This window comes from Methanomethylovorans sp. (assembly GCF_050177135.1).
Lineage (GTDB): Archaea > Halobacteriota > Methanosarcinia > Methanosarcinales > Methanosarcinaceae > Methanomethylovorans.
In genome coordinates, this window is record NZ_JBFXHJ010000063.1 from 1 (window position 1) to 12,735 (window position 12,735).

Annotated in this window: 13 protein-coding genes and 2 pseudogenes; 5 read left to right on the forward strand and 10 right to left on the reverse strand. The window is 44.8% G+C overall.

Going from position 1 to position 12,735, the window contains the following annotated elements; all coding sequences use genetic code 11:
* Positions 1-246, reverse strand: a pseudogene (locus AB7U21_RS06590) (hypothetical protein); the annotation flags it as partial.
* A gap of 362 nt (positions 247-608) precedes the next feature.
* On the opposite strand from AB7U21_RS06590, the gene AB7U21_RS06595 reads away from it, so the two are divergent.
* Positions 609-1,280: an RAD55 family ATPase gene (locus tag AB7U21_RS06595; protein ID WP_428387846.1), complete on the forward strand. Its 672-nt coding sequence runs from the start codon at positions 609-611 to the stop codon at positions 1,278-1,280.
* 382 nt (positions 1,281-1,662) lie between these two features.
* Positions 1,663-2,103, forward strand: a complete 441-nt coding sequence (locus AB7U21_RS06600) for an arsenate reductase ArsC (protein WP_428387848.1) — start codon at positions 1,663-1,665, stop codon at positions 2,101-2,103.
* Positions 2,104-2,299: 196 nt separating this feature from the next.
* On the opposite strand, the gene AB7U21_RS06605 is transcribed toward AB7U21_RS06600, so the two are convergent.
* From AB7U21_RS06605 to dph5, 5 genes are all read right to left on the reverse strand, one after another.
* Positions 2,300-3,193: a carbohydrate kinase family protein gene (locus AB7U21_RS06605; RefSeq protein WP_333788023.1), complete on the reverse strand. Its 894-nt coding sequence runs from the start codon at positions 3,191-3,193 to the stop codon at positions 2,300-2,302.
* Positions 3,194-3,207: 14 nt separating this feature from the next.
* Positions 3,208-3,549, reverse strand: coding sequence for a DUF555 domain-containing protein (locus AB7U21_RS06610; RefSeq protein ID WP_428387851.1), 342 nt, complete (start codon positions 3,547-3,549; stop codon positions 3,208-3,210).
* Positions 3,550-3,591: 42 nt separating this feature from the next.
* The gene (locus AB7U21_RS06615; protein WP_333788022.1) at positions 3,592-3,873 is read right to left on the reverse strand and encodes a DUF357 domain-containing protein; all 282 of its coding nucleotides are present in this window, start codon (positions 3,871-3,873) and stop codon (positions 3,592-3,594) included.
* Positions 3,874-3,884: 11 nt separating this feature from the next.
* On the reverse strand, positions 3,885-5,570 hold the full coding sequence (locus tag AB7U21_RS06620; protein ID WP_333788021.1) for an ATP-binding protein: 1,686 nt from the start codon (positions 5,568-5,570) through the stop codon (positions 3,885-3,887).
* Positions 5,571-5,689: 119 nt separating this feature from the next.
* Positions 5,690-6,493: a diphthine synthase gene (gene dph5, locus AB7U21_RS06625; RefSeq protein ID WP_333788020.1), complete on the reverse strand. Its 804-nt coding sequence runs from the start codon at positions 6,491-6,493 to the stop codon at positions 5,690-5,692.
* A 158-nt stretch (positions 6,494-6,651) separates the two neighbouring features.
* Between dph5 and thsA the strand changes: the two genes are divergently transcribed.
* Positions 6,652-8,301: a thermosome subunit alpha gene (thsA, locus tag AB7U21_RS06630; RefSeq protein ID WP_333788019.1), complete on the forward strand. Its 1,650-nt coding sequence runs from the start codon at positions 6,652-6,654 to the stop codon at positions 8,299-8,301.
* 47 nt (positions 8,302-8,348) lie between these two features.
* Here thsA and AB7U21_RS06635 read toward each other — a convergent pair whose 3' ends face one another.
* A complete protein-coding gene (locus AB7U21_RS06635) occupies positions 8,349-8,930 on the reverse strand; it encodes a DUF2119 domain-containing protein (RefSeq protein ID WP_333788018.1) in 582 nt (193 codons plus the stop codon).
* Positions 8,927-9,613, reverse strand: coding sequence for an SAM-dependent methyltransferase (locus AB7U21_RS06640; RefSeq protein ID WP_333788017.1), 687 nt, complete (start codon positions 9,611-9,613; stop codon positions 8,927-8,929). The genes AB7U21_RS06635 and AB7U21_RS06640 overlap by 4 nt, the downstream gene beginning before the upstream one ends.
* Before the next feature lie 131 nt (positions 9,614-9,744).
* Here AB7U21_RS06640 and AB7U21_RS06645 point away from each other — a divergent pair, with 131 nt between their 5' ends.
* Both AB7U21_RS06645 and AB7U21_RS06650 read left to right on the forward strand, forming a co-directional pair.
* Entirely contained in the window at positions 9,745-10,659 is a 915-nt protein-coding gene (locus AB7U21_RS06645; RefSeq protein WP_333788016.1) for a bile acid:sodium symporter family protein, read from the forward strand.
* A gap of 33 nt (positions 10,660-10,692) precedes the next feature.
* Positions 10,693-11,391: an HAD family phosphatase gene (locus tag AB7U21_RS06650; RefSeq protein WP_333788015.1), complete on the forward strand. Its 699-nt coding sequence runs from the start codon at positions 10,693-10,695 to the stop codon at positions 11,389-11,391.
* On the opposite strand, the gene AB7U21_RS06655 is transcribed toward AB7U21_RS06650, so the two are convergent.
* Both AB7U21_RS06655 and AB7U21_RS06660 read right to left on the reverse strand, forming a co-directional pair.
* Positions 11,373-12,467 carry an NADH:flavin oxidoreductase gene (locus tag AB7U21_RS06655; RefSeq protein WP_333788029.1) on the reverse strand — a complete coding sequence of 365 codons (1,095 nt, stop codon included), beginning with the start codon at positions 12,465-12,467 and terminating at the stop codon, positions 11,373-11,375. The genes AB7U21_RS06650 and AB7U21_RS06655 overlap by 19 nt on opposite strands.
* A gap of 75 nt (positions 12,468-12,542) precedes the next feature.
* Positions 12,543-12,735, reverse strand: a pseudogene (locus tag AB7U21_RS06660) (cytochrome c biogenesis protein); the annotation flags it as partial.

Here is a 12,735-nt window from a genome sequence, read left to right on the forward strand (position 1 = left end):
ATAGTTAACATCTTTTTTTTTGAGAATGGATATGAATGAGTAGGGTTCGTTGACCCAGTACCGTTCAATTTCCGTATATCCATCAGGAACAGAATATTCAATAAGAGGGCCATGCATCAGTGGATCGTATGGGGGAAAGGAGCGATGTGATCTTTTCCAGAATCGCAGGTCAATGCCTGTAATAGCCGAATAAAGGGAATCCGTTGATCTTTTGGGGTTATTTCTCTGGACGACTTTGGCTATCATTGTTTCATCCGGTAGATCCTTAACTGAGGCATGAAGCCCACCTATCTCATCATCATTATGATAACAAGAGGTGTTCAGATATAAAAAGTTTTTGTCACAACATGGCATTATCTATATATCAGTTCAATTTATGACCTGAAAGATCTGGATAGAAAACAATTTCCTTAAAAGTACTGAATAAAAACAGTTCTTTATGGCATATAATGATGCCAAGTAGTTAAACAACTCTCTTTAGTTTTAATGGAACACACAGTATATGCCTTCCTTGCCTGTAACATGAAGAAAACGGCCGGTACAGATGAATGATGCCTGCAGGATAGGATAACACGGTTTAAGTAGCATGCTTTACTTGTATAATATCAATGCTTGCAAATCTTGGATTAGGTGACATACCTGGTAATGTGGTACTGTTTGTCGAGGAAGATATAGGTGATGTAAAGAGCATTTTTGTGCAAATGGTAGCTCAGGAACTGCTTAAAGACATGAGAATGATAGTATATCTGTCAACTGCACGTTCCGGTGAAGAGGTTAGAAGCAAGCTCTCACTTTCAGCATCCTATGATGAAAATAGCAATTTTGTAGTGTTAGGAGGCTTTAATGACCTGCATTCCCTGCTGGATATATGCCGGAAAGATGGAAAGATGTGTACCGATGTGCATATGATGCCGGATGCGGCACTAAGGAATATCCGGGATGCAGATATCTGTATAATTGACACTTTTTCATATCTTTTCATGGATGAAGATACAAGCACTATCAAAGAGACATTGAACTCTTTTGTGACCATGAGCAGGGAAAACAAAACGACTTTTCTGCTGCTGTCGGATATGGGGATTCTCACTGACCGTGCAGAGAGGACCATCAGAGCCATGGCAGATGGCATAATCCAGTTCAGAACAGAGTATGTGGGCAGCAAGATCAACAGATATATAATTATTCCTAAAATGCCGGGTAATTCTCCTCTTAACAGGATGGTACCTTTCAATGTTACCGGAAGAAGTATCAATATCGATACCAGAGAAAGGGTGGGATGAACTTTTTCTTCCTGCCATACAGTATGTACAGGAAGTGCGTCTTTTCCTTAAGGACATAGCTGAAAAATACCTCCTCGAAAGAAGTGAGGAGCTTTTCCCCGGCCAGCGGAAGAGTGTACAGGCCAGGATCTTTCCCATACAGCAACATATTGATACTAACGGAGCAGGAACCTTGGGAATAAAGGGGATTACAACTATGTTCCGGCAATTCCTGACAATGCTGATATATTGGAAATTTAGGCCTTGGTTATTATCGTTCTTCATAGAGTTAAGAAATAACTAATTCACTTAATGGCCTCAGATATATAGATACATAGAGGATCAGTAGGACTATAGTTTCTATACTGATCAGGTTTAATTGTCTTAGTGCAATCAGAAAAGTATGGTTCACAGCGATAAGAAGATCAAAGTGCTTTTTGTATGCGTGCACAATAGTGCCAGAAGCCAGATGGCAGAAGAGTATTTAAAAAGGATCGGTGGTGAACGATTTGAAGCAGAGAGCGCCAGGCTCGAACCCACCAGTGTGAACCCGCTGGTCATAGCTGCTATGGAAGAGGATGGTTTTGATCTCAGCACAAAGAAGACCCAGGCGGTCTGGAACCTTTTCAGGGAAGGGAAATTATACAATTATGTGATCACCGTGTGCGACAGGACCCATGAAACGGAGTGTCCGATATTCCCAAAACCTTTCGTTCAGTTAAAATGGTCCTTCCCGGACCCTGGATCGTTCTCAGGCACTGACAGCGAGAAGATGGAACAAACAAGAGCTCTAAGAGATGACATTCGGACCAGGATAGAACAATTCGTGAAAGAGATCACTTGATCCTTAATAAAAGATGCCTGAAAGAATTCACTTAGATATTGATCTGTATGTTCAGAATGATCTGAAGAACGACGTAGAGTTTCAAGGTAGATGGAAGTATGAACTAAATTTCCCAAAGTTGCTATGGTAAACAATACAAAAGGCTGCTGATGGCCGATACGTTCAGCAGCCTGCATAGGATCTTGAGCACCCGGTGTTATCTGGGTAATTTTCCAAAATGCGCTTCAAATCTTTCCTGCATCATTTCCCAGGTAGGCAACTTCACCTGGCAGCCGATGACCTCCACTGCAAAGGAGGCGACCGTTGCACCGATCCTGCCGCAGGTTTCCATGTCGTAGCCCCGGGTGAAGGCTAACAGGAACCCTGCCCTGTATGCATCACCGGCACCGGTGGGATCAACGGCTTTCACAGGCACCACGGGTATGCAATATTGTGCATCTTGCGTATGTATCCTGCTGCCCCGGGAATCATAGGTCACCACAATGGTCCCGATCCTTGCTTTGAGTTCCTCGAAGGAACGGCCGGTCATCTCACAGACCCTCTTGATCTCATGACGGTTAGTGAAAAGTATATCCGTGTGTTCCAGAATTGTTTCCAGGTCCTTGCGGTTATAGGTTATAAGATCCTGCCCCGGATCAAAGGACACAAAGTTTGCCTTCTTTGCTATCCTTGCATTAAAGGAGCATTCAGAAGTCGCAAGATGCACAAGATCAACCTGAGGAGGTTCCAGCTCTTTCAGAAGAGCAGATGCACCCCAGTGGAAATAAGTGCTCTGATTGTGTTCTCTGTCAGTAAAGACGAAAGCCTTTGTAACTTTCTGACCTTTGCACCTATATAGTAAAGAGAGGTCTACACCCAATGACTTAAGATAATCTTCATATCCGGAACTTCCAAAGTCCTCTCCTACAGCAGATATAAGCTGACCTTTACCGCCAAGAGTGGCAATCCCTACCGCAATATTGGCAGCTCCGCCTCCGAAATATTCATGGTAATCGATGATAGGGTAAGATTCATTATGGCAGGATATGTGCTCCACATCAAAAAGCAGATCAATGGCTGCATGTCCGACAACCGATATTGTCCGGTCCATATTACCTCTCCTCTTTACTGGAACCCTTCAACATCAACCACTTTCAGAGGGACATCCCTTAATGCCCTTCCAATGACGGATTTAGCTATCCTTGATGCATGCTCCTCACTTTCGGCATCGAATACTTTCATCTCAAGGACAAGGCCGACAATTGCAGTGTTCGCCGTAAGGAATACACTGCTGAAGGCTTCCTCACAGGCAGGGCAAAAGGTGGTGCCAACATCCACTTCCACAAAATCGAGTTTTGGGTTCAGTCTTTTACCGGCCTCGGAGATCGCCACTCCTATGGCATCATCCGGACTGTTCACATCTCTGACCAACCAGGCAGCTTCAAGCACAACATTATAATTTGACATATACTCGTCTCCGGGAAATTGAGTTTTGTCACTTTTCAGGATTCATATCGTGAATAGTTGATCATCGTCAACCGCGAACACTCCAAGACGTGCTCCGGCATCCAGCCACGCATGCCCATAACTGAAACATATAAGAGCGTTCACAGGGTCTCCACTGTGTACAAAGTGGATTCCATCCTCATAATATGATCTTGCCATTGTATGAAAGTCATTTGCGACTGCATACATATGCGAATCCCTGATAGGCGCAAACTCTGCTTTTTCCAGCGCTTGCCTTAGTAGGTTCTCATATCTTTTAACCTTTTCATTCAGATCAGCAGGCAAGCTATTCCTCCTTATTTGCTCGCACCGAATATTTTCTTGAAAAGACTTCCTTCTTCTTCTGTTTTTACTTCCCGTGAAGGCTTTCTTTTGGGAGGAGGTGTTGTGGCTGTCTGGACAGGTATGTGCTCTTCTCCAAGATTATGTCTTTCGACATGGTCTTGCATTACCGGCTGCATAGGTACAGACTCCACAGGAGGTTTCCTGGCCGATGCACCCTGAGCAGAACTAAGGTTAACACTTCTCATTACGTTAACAGACTCTCCGCCGTGTTTACTTTTACGCACTCTGATATCCACGAGGATGGGCCTTTCAATATCTGTGCTCACCAGCATGGCAACTCCCGGTGGCAGCCGCATGAGTTCGTCCTCTACATAGGAGCTGACGCCCTCAAGGCCTTTACTAATGGCTTTCAGGTCGTTGGGATTGGTTACTTTCATTATGATCTGCGTACCGCATTGGGAAAGAATGTTCTTGTCCACGCGTGCAGGTCTTTGGGAAATTACCATCATACCAAGACCGAACTTACGGCCTTCGGAGGCAATGGTCCTCAATACATCGGAGCTTGAGGTCTTGCTGAAACCTTTTTCCGGTGCATAGTTATGAGCTTCTTCAACAACCAGCATGCCCGGAGGGATAGTATTCATCTTTCGGGCCTCGAACAATGCACTGCACAGACGTGCAACGATCATAGACTGGATATCCGGAGCCACACCTTTGAAATCTATGATGGAAGCCCTTCCTGGCTGAACGAGATCCTCTATTGATGTGGGATTTGTGGACAATATACCGGTTTCCCTTATTTCTTCAAGAAAGCTGATGATATTCCATTTTGCCTTGCTGTCATTGTTCTTGACCTCGAAGATGATCTCGTCCAGGGTGTATGTTTCCATCTCGGCTTTGATCTTATCAATAGCCTCATAGAGAATGCCTATATGAGTGCTGGTGAAATTATTAGGAAAAGCCTCACTCAGTTCTTTTGCTGTAAGGTTCATGCCGTTAAGCCTGAAAACTTCATCAGCTTTTGGATTCAGGCTCTTGTTGGCTGGAGTGTATACAGTAACATGCTGTGCGTATGATCTTGGAGATACCTTGAACCTTCCTGCAACTTCTGTACTGATGACACCTTCTTCTTTCAATGATGCATATTCACTATGTGGATCGATGATCAGCAGGGGAACTTTGCGGTCCAGCATCTCTTCAAGGAGCACTCCAGCAGTATAGGACTTGCCGCTTCCTGTCTTTGCAAGGATGCTGCAATGTTTCTGCACAAGACTGTTCACATTGAGATGAACAGGTATGTCCGTGCCTTCCAGCATGCCTATGAACATTTCTTTCCCGGACAGGCCAAGGGAACTGCAGATAAGTTCATTGTTCGCCTTGTAGATCGGGTCTCCGGGACTGAAAGGAGTGCTAGGTGATCTTAGCAGTCCCGAATCGTCACGTTTCCCAATAACGGTCACATCAGCTATTATCCGGTCCCCGCTTTTATCTTTGCGGCTTCCGTTCTTTGCTTCCTCGATAGTGTAACTATCTCCGGAACGCGTAATGGATAGTACCTGTGCAAGCACCCAGCCATCGATCTCATGCCAGGCTTTTATATATTCTCCCTGATGCACACTGGTACTGTCCGATAATAATATTCTGAAGCTGGATGTACCAGCTTCTCCGAATATCACGCCAACTGCATCTCGAACCATTTTTCCCTCTCTTATTAATTTGATCATATCAATTCAAACAAAGATATATTTAATGTGTAATATAATATGTCCTACGTTGTTTTGATATATAGACTTGTACCCTATAATAGTATACACCATTATTGGTTGTGAACTTCCAGTATTGACATAGGCGCATGAGCCAGCTGCACTAATGCCTCAGCTTCCACAAAATGCGTATCTGCAGGAATTACCAGTATATGTAGCGGTGCACCGAGATCGAAGTCTTTCAGGGTTTGAATGTGGTCTGCTGCAACCGTCGGGGAGTCGGATCCGGCTCTTGCTATACCTACAGCTATTCTGTCCTGCAGTATTTTTACACTTCTCTTTGCTTCCACCTGCAGCAGAAGGTCCAGTGCCTGGTTCACTGTCATATAACCTTTTTCTTTATCGATATCAAGGAAAACAAGGGTATGCAGGCCATGCTCAAGATTCTGGAGAACAGTATCATAAGGGGTTTCCGATATGACGGTCTTTCCCCGGCTGCTGGTATATGGATGGGGAACAGTAACGGCTTTCCCGAACCTGTAGTTCTGCAGGCCTGTAAGTCCGCATACAGCAGATGATATGGAAGAACCGTGCACAAGTTTTGTACTGATGCCCATTTCCATTGCACGCAGGCGCAGGTCAACATGAGTTGTTGAGACCATCGTATCTCCCCCTGTAAGGAATACCACATCCTCATTTCTGGCATGGTCGAGCCAGCTGGGACATTGCTCCACCTCTTCTCGTGAAAGTACGTCTATTTTCTTATTGTATAGTTCTTCCATTTTCTCCAAAGTAGTACCCATAAGCCTGGATGTGTAGAACTCTGCATAGACCCGGTTTGCCCGGGCAATAGCTTCAAGTCCTTTCAAAGAGATGTCTTTCTCGTCAAAAAGCCCCAATCCTATGAAGGTCAGCATAACCGAGAAATGGAATTAATGATTTAAATGTTTTGACCATAAAAGCGCATATGTCCATGTCGAAATGTTTTTATAGAACCATATACAGTTAGTTCAATTCATACGTAAAAAAGATACTTCAAATAAGTTCATCATCTGGATTCAGGAGGTTCGGAATAATGGCACAACAAGGCATGTCAGTACAAATGGCAGGACAATATGGAGGTCAGCCAGTTTACATTATTAGTCCAACAACAGAACATACACAGGGTAAAGATGCCCTTTCCATGAACATTAACGCCGCCAAGGCGGTCGCAAAACTGGTGCGTTCCACCTTAGGACCAAAGGGCATGGATAAAATGCTGGTCAATATCCTCGGTGATATTGTCCTTACTAACGATGGTGCCACTATACTCAAGGAAATGGAGATAGAACATCCCACAGCAAAGATGATCGTTGAGGTCGCCAAGACACAGGAGGACATTGCAGGTGACGGTACCACCAGCGCTGTTGTGGTAGCAGGCAGTCTGATGGATAAAGCGGGAGAACTTTTAGATAAGGGCCTTCACCCGATCGTTATCTTCCAAGGATACAACCTTGCTGCCCAGAAAGCCATTGAGATCCTGGAGAACTTTGCCACAAAAGTTGACAAGGACGACAGAAAGACACTTGAGAAGATAGCAGAGACCTCTATCACAGGAAAAGCTCCCGAAGCTTCTTCAGACCACCTGGCAAAGGTATGTGTCGACGCAGTACTTGCTATAGAGGAAAACGGCAAGTATAACATAGATGAGAAGATCGTTATCAGGAAAGAGGCTGGTGGCAAGATCACAGACACGCAGGTAATAAAGGGAATTTACATCAATAAATATCGTCTCCATCCCGACACTCCTGCAAGAGTCGAAAATGCAAAGATCGCACTTCTGGATATGCCTATAGAGTTCGCCAAGACCAATACGAAGTCAAAGATCCAGCTTGGCAGCATAGACGAAATGTTTGCTTTCAAGGACCAGGAAACGGCTAATTTCCATAAGATGCTGGATAAGATCATAGCAACAGGTGCCAACGTGGTCCTTTCCTCCAAGAATATCGATGACGGGGCTGTCCATTATTTCATGAGGCATAATATCTACACCTGCAGAAGGCTGAAAGATGAGGATATGACAGTGCTTTCTCTTTCCACAGGCGCCAAGCTCGTAAGGAACATGAACGAGATCACTGCTGAAGACCTTGGATATGCCGAAGTGGTGGAGCAGGAATCCGAATATGAGGAGAAGACACTCATCACCGGATTCAAGAAGTCTAATTCTGTTACCATACTCATTAAGGCAGGCAGTGAACATCTCACTGACAACATTGAACGTGCATTCGATGATGCCCTTAATGTGGTGAAATCCGTGCTGGAGGATAAGGCAATAGTGCCTGGAGGAGGAGCTTCCGAAATGCAGGTGGCACAAGGATTGCGCTCTTATGCTTCTACAATAGAGGGACGCGAGCAGCTTGCTATCCATGCCTTTGCCGATGCCATGGAAGAGATACCAAAGGCAATAGCAGAGAATGCAGGTCTGGACAAGATCAACATGCTGTTGCAGTTGCGTGCCGAATCCGGAAAGAACAAGAACAGTGGGATCAACGTGTATTCAGGCAAGATAGAGGATATGATGCAGAACAATGTAATTGATCCTCTCCGTGTGAAGACACAGGCCATCAAGTCCGCATCAGAAGTGTCTGCCATGATATTGCGTGTTGATGATATGCTCAAGGCCCAGGAAAGGGACATGCAGGACGTCAACCCTGCGCACAACATCCACAATTACAACATGGGATGAACTGATAAACGATTGGGTATTATAATGGAATGGTTTGTAAGGCTTACTTACAAACCATAGAAATTCCTGTAATCTTCTATTACTTTTTTGGTCTGTGCAGGATACCTTTTTTTGAGCTGCTCAATGAAATGGTCTCTTGATAAGCATTCTTTCATTTTTCCAGCGATCTTTGACCCATACTCCTTGGATATTGGATTTTCTTTCTGGATCTCAAAAGAAAGACATAGTGCTTCCGCAGGGAAGTATTCCCTTCTTATGACCGGAGAAACAGAACCCAGGAGTACATCATTATCAAGCTGACTATATGCAGGAACTCCTGTCTTGTGGAGACGGTCGGCACCTGTCAGCAGCTTTTGGTTCTGCTTTGAATATGAATGGAACTCGATGTATATACTGGGCCTGAGCTCGTCCACAGCCTGTATTATTGGTTTTCCGAGTGTCATGTAGTAACTCTCTTCCAGGGTAGATACATATTTTTCTTTGCATACGACCGGTATGGTCGCCAGAGAACCCACAGCCGGAGGTTCAAGTCCTTCAAGTATGTCGGCAGTGTCCCTCCATTCATTGCCATGCAGACCCCCAACGAAAAGCCTTACAGGATCACCGTCACCCATCACCTTATATTTCATCGGACACCACACACCTCATTTTGTTTTCCGGTCTTACAGGCGATCACGTATATCTCCTGCTTTTGCGGCTCTATGACCTGAACAACTTCAACTCCGAAACTCTCTATTTTTGCTATTATGGGTTCGCGAGCCTCACGTTTTTGTATCTTTATGACTTGCAGCAGTTTTCCACCTTCTCTGAGTAAGGGCAACACTCTTTTAAGCGCCAGAAGGGAATCCATAGGCTCCAGGGTCATATCGCTTAGTATAACATCCACTTTATCAGGTGATATTTCCTGCAAAGGAAGAGTAAAAACATCTCCGAACATAACACTTACATTCGCATGTTCATGCGTTATCCTGTCAAGCTCTGCATGAAAGTCTGTGCTGAACTCGATACCTTTCACTTTTTCTGCTATCTGTGAAGCATAGAGCAGAAATCCGCCTGCACTTGAACCCAGATCAAGGACGCTGTCCCCTTCACAGATAATGCCGGAAGCTTCCTGAATGAGTTTTAGCTTGAAATATCCCTTGGGCATATCAAGCCCTTCAACTACTTCGACAGAATGATCGGTGCTGACGTCCCTGGAAGGTTTGGTCACAATCTTTCCTCCAACCTTCACATTCCCGCGGATTATGGCATCCTTTGCACGTGCTCTGGAGCTAAAATAACCCATATCCACAAGATAGGTGTCAAGCCTCATGGTACACATATTTGCGGACCAAGGAATATAAAATCATGCAAAGATAACAAACAGAGGATATGTTTTTAACAGCTTAGTGCATTAACTAAACTGAATGCATTAATATATTCAAAGCTTAATGGAAGCATATTATGCTGCAAAAGTTCACTTCTTTATTTCCTTTCTGGGCTATCATTCTCTCAGCCATCGCACTTTTGCATCCCGGGACCTTCCTGCCATACAAAGATGCCATCCCTTTTCTGCTGGGGCTGGTGATGTTCGGAATGGGCATGACACTTACTATTGAGGATTTCCTGCTCGTATTCAAAAGACCTAAAGCGGTGATCATCGGAACGGTGCTCCAGTATACTCTGATGCCTCTGGCAGGTTTTTTAGTTGCCAGGGCCTTTTCTCTTTCCCCTGAGCTTACAGCAGGGGTGGTACTTCTGGGGTGCTGTCCGGGAGGTACAGCCTCAAATGTGATATGTTACCTTGCCAAGGGGGATGTCGCACTTTCTATTGTACTGACATCAGTTTCTACATTGATCTCCTTTATTATGACCCCTCTGCTCACATGGGTCTATATAGGCCAGACCATCGATGTGGATACATACGGCATGCTCATCAGCATCCTGCAGATCGTTATAGTGCCTGTTGTTCTGGGGATATTCATTAATTCGCTTTTCGGTACCCGCATCAGGAATATACGGCACTTCTTCCCTGCATTTTCAGTGGTGACCATAGTATTCATAATAGCTATCATCATGGCCACGAACAGAAACACTGTTATCTCGGCAGGGATCATAATATCAATTGTTGTCATAGTGCATAATCTGCTGGGCCTTGCAAGCGGGTATGGCCTTTCCAGGCTGATGGGCCTCAGTGAGATCGAGGCAAGGACCATTGGTATAGAAGTGGGGATGCAGAACTCTGGCTTAAGCGTTGCCCTTGCAATAAAGCATTTCACGGCTGCAGCTGCACTTCCGGGTGCTCTGTTCAGTATCTGGCATAATATTTCAGGGTCTTTTGCAGCTTCCTATTGGGTGGAAAGAAACATATCTGAATGATGACTTCATATGTCCGGACTCAGATAAAGGAGAATGAAGTTGTTAAAAACTTTGATATTTGATATGGATGGAGTACTTGTGGATTCCATGCCATACCATGTTGAGGCAATGCAGCACATCTTTGACCAGATGGGTGTGTACATGGACCGGCAGGTTATCTATGAAAGGGAAGGAGAAAAGACTATCGATATTGTACGTCTGCTACTGAAAAAAGCAGGCATTGATAACGGCAGGTTAGATCTTGAAGCAATAGTTGAGAAATATATTGAAGAGTTCAATGTTATAGCTGCACTGAATGCCTTTGAAGGCATGCCTGAATGCCTCGAAGTATTAAAACACAGATATGAACTTGCGGTGGTTTCCGGTGCTGACAAACCAATAGTGCACAGTGTTCTGAATAATTTATATCCGAAGATCTTCAGCGTGGTAGTCACCGGAGACGATATTGATAACGGCAAGCCAGCTCCTGATCCTTACCTCAAGGCTGTAGAGATGCTGGCTATGCAAAAGAACGAATGCATTGTTATAGAGAACGCTCCTGTTGGCGTACAGGCCGCAAAAGCTGCAGGCCTTTGCTGCATAGCGGTCCCTACATACCTGGAACCTCAAGAGCTCCGTCAGGCAGATCTTGTTGTAATGGACCACGATCTTCTCATTGATCTTTTGCTCAATCTGCGCTCAGGTACCCCGGAAGCCTGCATAAAAGAGTGTGCTCACTCTGTGAAATTGTAATTGCATTTTATCCCGGTCTCATCAGAGCACAGGTTACAAGAAACACATTTTGCGATCTCTGTCTCTCCTTTTTTTAGTTTCATCACCAGATCAGGTTCTGCTATCAACGGCCTGCACAGGGAGATCATATCAGCATACTCTTCCTTAAGCAGCATCTCCATTACCTGTTTCGATCTGATCCCTCCTACAAGGATCACGGGCACATCTACTTGTTCTTTTATCATTTTAGCATATTCCCGGTAATATGCTTCCTTTTTTGGTGAATCGATCTTTGTCCTGAAAAGCTCTTCCCCGGCTTCTGCAACGCCTCCGCTGACCTCTATGGCACACACACCATTGTCTGCAAGGATCTTTGCTATCTCTATGCTTTCGGGAGCGTCAAGTGTATGCTTGTGTGCACCAGATTTAAAACCATCAGTAACGTTCAGTTTGACCAGGATCGGATAATATTCACCTGCCAGCTCCCTGGCACATGAAATAATGTCAAGGATCACCTGTGTCCTCTTTTCAGTGGAACCACCCCACCTGTCATTACGCCTGTTGGTGTAGGGAGATAAAAAATTACTTAGCAGAAAACCGTGTGCACAATGCAACTGGACACCATCGAATCCCGCTTCCTTTGCACGCCTGGCAGCCTGCGCAAAATCCTCAATGGTTTCCAGCACTTCTTTCCCGGTCATTTCCTCAGGTTTCACGCCTTTTGTAGTTTCAATGACCGCAGAAGGCGCCAGCATATAAGGGTTATCGGCAGTGATCATGGTCTGCCGTCCCCCATGTGCTATTTGCAGGACTATCTTACTACCATGTTCATGCACCCTTGAAACTATCTCCTTATAGGGCCCTATGAACCTGTCATCATAGATACCCTGTTGCAGATCGTCACTTTTACCCTTCGGATTAACATAGGCATATCCGGTTATGATAAGCCCTACTTCATTGCGGGCAAGTTCCTCATACAGGTCGCCAATGCGTGAGGTAGGAGTACCGTCGGGCTCTGCCATCCATTCGTGTGTGGCAGATCGGACAAAACGGTTAGGGATCTTAATACCGGCTATATCTATGGGTTCGAACAACATGACAAGTTGTTCCTTACAGAAACTTATAACTCTTTCTTTTTAAAACAGCGTTTTGTTTATATAAAAATATAAATGTCAGCGACTTGATTCCCTGAGAACACGTATCTCTTCTTTCAGGTTTTCCATATTTGATCTGTAAATGAACAGTGTTATGAACAAAACAAGGAACGCCACAAAGTTCACTAAAAGCGTAAGCTGCAACGCCGAGCCCTCCAGTCCTCCTCCTGAGCTGCCGTACATCGCCTCCCCGAACATTAGCGGATGGGCA